Genomic DNA, 3,709 nt, shown 5'->3' with positions numbered 1-3,709 from the left:
TACCAGCGGACCGCCAGCAACACCACGTCGGGCGGGAACCGGAAGCCCGCAAACGACGGAGAAGTAGAGCGGCGACAGCGACGACGAATCACTCAAGCACGCTACGACCCGCACCCAACCTGCCAACGCAACAGTGCCCTCACCGATGTCGTTGATGTGTCTTACCATCTGTAGTACGCTGCAGGGATGGCAGTTCTGAACTTTCGAACCGACGAACGCTCCGAACGAGCGCTTGCCGAGCTCATGGCCGATGGGTCGACGACATCGGATGCGATCCGCCAAGCGCTGGTCGATGCTGTGCGCCTTCGACGAAGGGAGCAGATGAGAGCTGAGTCACTTGACGTTCTCAACGACGAGAACGACCGGGACGAAAGCCGCCGTGTTCTCGCCGAGATGGACACGCTTCGTGCGTGGTGACATCCACCGCCTGCGCGCCCCCAAGTCAACGAGAGGTCACGAGCAGCAGGGCGCCCGGTACGCCGTTCTTCTGCAATCCGACGACCTGATGCTGTCCACGGTGCTCGTCGCTCCCACCTCGCGTTCATCTGCGCCGAGGATCTTCCGCCCCACGATCACCATCGACGGTGACGACACCCAGGTCCTCATTGAACAGACATCGGCCGTAGCTCACGAGCGACTCGGCGAGTTCGTAGGACGGGTCCGGCACGATGACCTCGAAGCGATTGACGACGCGCTGCGCCTCGTGCTCGAACTGGACTGACGCCTCGGGAAGCAAGCTGCGACGATTTGCGCAACTGCTGCGAGACGGCGAAGCGCCCGTCTTCACGAAGCCGATCGCACGACGCCATTCGTGAGCGGCTACACCCAATCGGAAGTGCCTGATCTCGCTCGCCAGCAGCGCAAATGCAGCACGCTCGGTATGCGTGCCCGAGTGCGGCACTCGGACACAACCGGGATCCCAGATCAGTCCGATTCGGCAAGGACGAGCCTTGCCCCCGATTCATCGGTCGAGCAGTTGTAGAAGTCAACCACATGCCAGTCACCGTCAGGATTTGTGATGGCCCGACTGACCATCACGACGCGCCCATCAACGGCAATGCCGTACTCGGTGTCCGACAACACCACGACATCCCCCGTACCCAGATCTTCGATTGAACGTTCGAGGGCTGCTCGCAAAGCGGAGTCCGCTGTGGCAGCACCTGGCCCGGAGATATCTATGTCCACGGGCGGACTGAAGTCCTTTTCGTCGCCGACACATTCGAGGCGCGGATGGGCGGGCGGAGCGGCCGCCCCATCGTCACCGCAAGCTGCGACCGTGAGCGCGAGGATCGCAACAAAAGACCCACCGTCGACGCTGGTCTCCGGCTTGTCATGCAGCTTGGACGTTCCCTCACTCGTCCAGGTTCCCACAGCCCGCTCGATATTGACGGAAAACTGGCCACTTCAGGTAGCGAAACCCCAGGTGGGTTACAGGCATATGTAGCAATATTCGCACGGGGAAGCGCTCCATAACGTGCGGCATTTCCGCTGTCGATTCACTGCGAGTCAGAGTGGCTACGGACCCGCCACGACGCTCCTGCATCACCGGACCGAGTTGTCGTGCTCGACGTCAAGCCATCCGGGACTCCTGAGACACCGGGGTCAGAACAGCGACACGGTTCATCCAGGCTTCTACCGGACACTCGGGTTTGCCGACATGGGCTGTCCCGCTCATCGGCATGTCACGCCTTTACCCACGTACAGGCGAGCGCTTGAGTGCTCTCAACCAATGGAGATCCACATGACCATGATCAGCCCCGCCACGATGACGGTCACCCAGGCGGCGACGGTGCTCGGCATCTCGCGGTCGAGCGCCTACGAGTGCGTTCGGCTCGGCACGATCCCATCGATTCGACTCGGTCGACGCATCGTCATTCCTCGGCGTTCACTCGACGAACTCCTGGCATCCGCTCGGCTCGATCAACCGGGTGCGGTCTGATCGACGCTGTGTCGACAGCCGCGTCGCCCGCCGTTAAGTGCCCAGAGGTTTCCTGACGGTGTACTGGTGCCAGTGCCTTCGAATCCGTTACGGGTGGATCGTTTCAACTGGGATACCGGGCGCGTTCACGAGCTTCATGTCGACCGTGACGAGCGGCGCTCGGAGCACATCGGCGAGAGCTACGTAGCAAGCGTCGTAGAACGAGAGGTTGTGACGCAGCGCCCACGCCCGATCGGCAAGCGCTGCGACAGAAACTCGGCGACATCGCAAGGCGCTGAGGCGGCGTCGGGCACTGTCGATGTGTTGGTCATCGAAGGTTCCCGCAAGGCTGAGTCGACGCAGGACCGAGTTGACTTCGGCGTCGAAGAGACCGTTGGGCACCCACCACGAGGTGTTGGCAGGGACGATTCGGTTGAGCTGCGCACCCGCTTCCGTACGAGTGACCATCTCAACCGCTGCCGACGCGTCGAGAACGACCGCGTTCACAGAGCTTCTTCGGCCCGAATCGCTTCGAGTAGTTCGGCCGCGTTCACGGGCGAAGCCACCACAGGTGATTCGTCGAGATCAGCGCGCCAACGGTCGGTGTGCGCAGCGATCTCCTCGTCAGTCATACCGTCGTCGATCATGTCGACGACGGCAGCCGGCGTGGCGCTGGATGCATCACTCATGGCAACAAGGGTACTCCGATAGCCCCACAGCCGGAGACCGGCATGCCGTGTTGGCCAGTCAGTCGCCGAAGATCTTCGCCGCGACCAAGTCGGCTGCGCCGCGGGCCATGCCGGGGGTGACGTGCGAGTACAGGTCGAGGGTGATGGCGATGGTCGAGTGGCCGAGGCGCTCGGACACGATCTTCGGGTGGACACCTGCCTTCAGCGCCAGCGTCGCGTAGGTATGGCGAACATCATGCAGGCGGATACGTGGTACGCCTGCCGCTGCGACCACCCGACCGAACTCCTTCGAGAACCACTCCGGCCGAACCGGCTGACCGGCCTCGTCGGTGAAGGCCAGGCCGCCGTCGTTGGCCCAGTCCGGCCCATCGCGATCTGGTCTTCACGTTGACGACCACGGTGCTGGCGCAGCATCGTCACGGTCGTCTCGTCGAGATAGATCACTCGACGGCTCTTCGTCGTCTTCGGTGAGCCGACCGTCAGCTTGCCGTTGACGTTCGTGATGGTCTGGATGATCGCCAGCTCACCGGAGTCGAGGTCGATGTCTTTCCACCGCACCCCAAGCACCTCGCCGCGCCGCATTCCGGTCGTCGCCAACAGAACGAAGGCTCCATAGATGTGGTTCGACTCGGCAGCCGCGAAGAACTGCCGCAACTCGTCTGACGACCAGACCGTGAACTCGGGTCGCTCGACCGACGGCCCTCGCGCCGCAGCCGCGGCGTTGCGGTAGACGATCCCGAGTCGCTCCGCATCGGACAGCGCTTTACGCAGCACCGTGTGCGTGTTGCGCACTGTCTTGGGCGACAGGCCTGTGCCGTCGGCGCGACCATGATCGAGCAGGTCGGAGTAGAAGGTCTCGATCTGTATTGGGGTGAGCGCTTGGATCTGCACGTGACCGAGGCCCGAACGGATCCTCTTCGACGTGACCACATAGCTGTGGTGTGTCGACGCCTTGACCTGACCCTGCCGGCTCGCGAGCCACTGGTCGAGGAACGCACCGACCTTCATCGACGACTTCGACAATACGAGTTTGCAAAACACCTGGTCAGAGTGCCCGGACGGGATTTGAACCCGTACTCCACGTGAATGGAAGGGGGGTTTA

7 protein-coding genes and 1 pseudogene are annotated in these 3,709 nt (G+C 62.6%); 3 read left to right on the top strand and 5 right to left on the bottom strand.

Annotation, left to right across the window (positions count from 1 at the left end):
* The first annotated feature begins 186 nt into the window (after positions 1–186).
* Positions 187–417 (top strand): hypothetical protein, encoded by a 231-nt coding sequence (locus ACH2EI_RS16655; RefSeq protein ID WP_395153195.1) that lies wholly within the window; start codon positions 187–189, stop codon positions 415–417.
* Complete coding sequence (locus ACH2EI_RS16650; RefSeq protein ID WP_395160833.1) at positions 407–721, top strand: type II toxin-antitoxin system PemK/MazF family toxin; 315 nt, start codon at positions 407–409, stop codon at positions 719–721. Before ACH2EI_RS16655 ends, ACH2EI_RS16650 begins: the two co-directional genes overlap by 11 nt.
* Positions 722–924: 203 nt before the next feature.
* Here the strand turns inward: ACH2EI_RS16650 and ACH2EI_RS16645 are convergent, their stop codons facing one another.
* A complete protein-coding gene (locus ACH2EI_RS16645; protein WP_395160831.1) occupies positions 925–1,371 on the bottom strand; it encodes a hypothetical protein in 447 nt (148 codons plus the stop codon).
* Positions 1,372–1,741: 370 nt separating this feature from the next.
* Between ACH2EI_RS16645 and ACH2EI_RS16640 the strand changes: the two genes are divergently transcribed.
* Positions 1,742–1,939: a helix-turn-helix domain-containing protein gene (locus ACH2EI_RS16640; protein WP_395155359.1), complete on the top strand. Its 198-nt coding sequence runs from the start codon at positions 1,742–1,744 to the stop codon at positions 1,937–1,939.
* 87 nt (positions 1,940–2,026) lie between these two features.
* Here ACH2EI_RS16640 and ACH2EI_RS16635 read toward each other — a convergent pair whose 3' ends face one another.
* The 4 genes and pseudogenes from ACH2EI_RS16635 to ACH2EI_RS16620 form a co-directional block, all read right to left on the bottom strand.
* Positions 2,027–2,425, bottom strand: a complete 399-nt coding sequence (locus tag ACH2EI_RS16635) for a type II toxin-antitoxin system VapC family toxin (RefSeq protein WP_395155360.1) — start codon at positions 2,423–2,425, stop codon at positions 2,027–2,029.
* Positions 2,422–2,607: a hypothetical protein gene (locus ACH2EI_RS16630; protein ID WP_395155361.1), complete on the bottom strand. Its 186-nt coding sequence runs from the start codon at positions 2,605–2,607 to the stop codon at positions 2,422–2,424. The genes ACH2EI_RS16635 and ACH2EI_RS16630 overlap by 4 nt, the downstream gene beginning before the upstream one ends.
* 58 nt (positions 2,608–2,665) lie before the next feature.
* Positions 2,666–2,947, bottom strand: a complete 282-nt coding sequence (locus ACH2EI_RS16625) for a tyrosine-type recombinase/integrase (RefSeq protein WP_395155362.1) — start codon at positions 2,945–2,947, stop codon at positions 2,666–2,668.
* 71 nt (positions 2,948–3,018) lie between these two features.
* Positions 3,019–3,615: pseudogene (locus ACH2EI_RS16620) on the bottom strand (tyrosine-type recombinase/integrase); the annotation flags it as partial.
* Positions 3,616–3,709: the final 94 nt, after the last annotated feature.

Origin of the sequence: Ilumatobacter sp., from assembly GCF_041688325.1 — a bacterium.
Taxonomy (GTDB): Bacteria; Actinomycetota; Acidimicrobiia; order Acidimicrobiales; family Ilumatobacteraceae; genus Ilumatobacter_A.
Note: the sequence above shows the minus strand (reverse complement) of the source record. Positions and strands in the feature narration are given on the sequence as shown.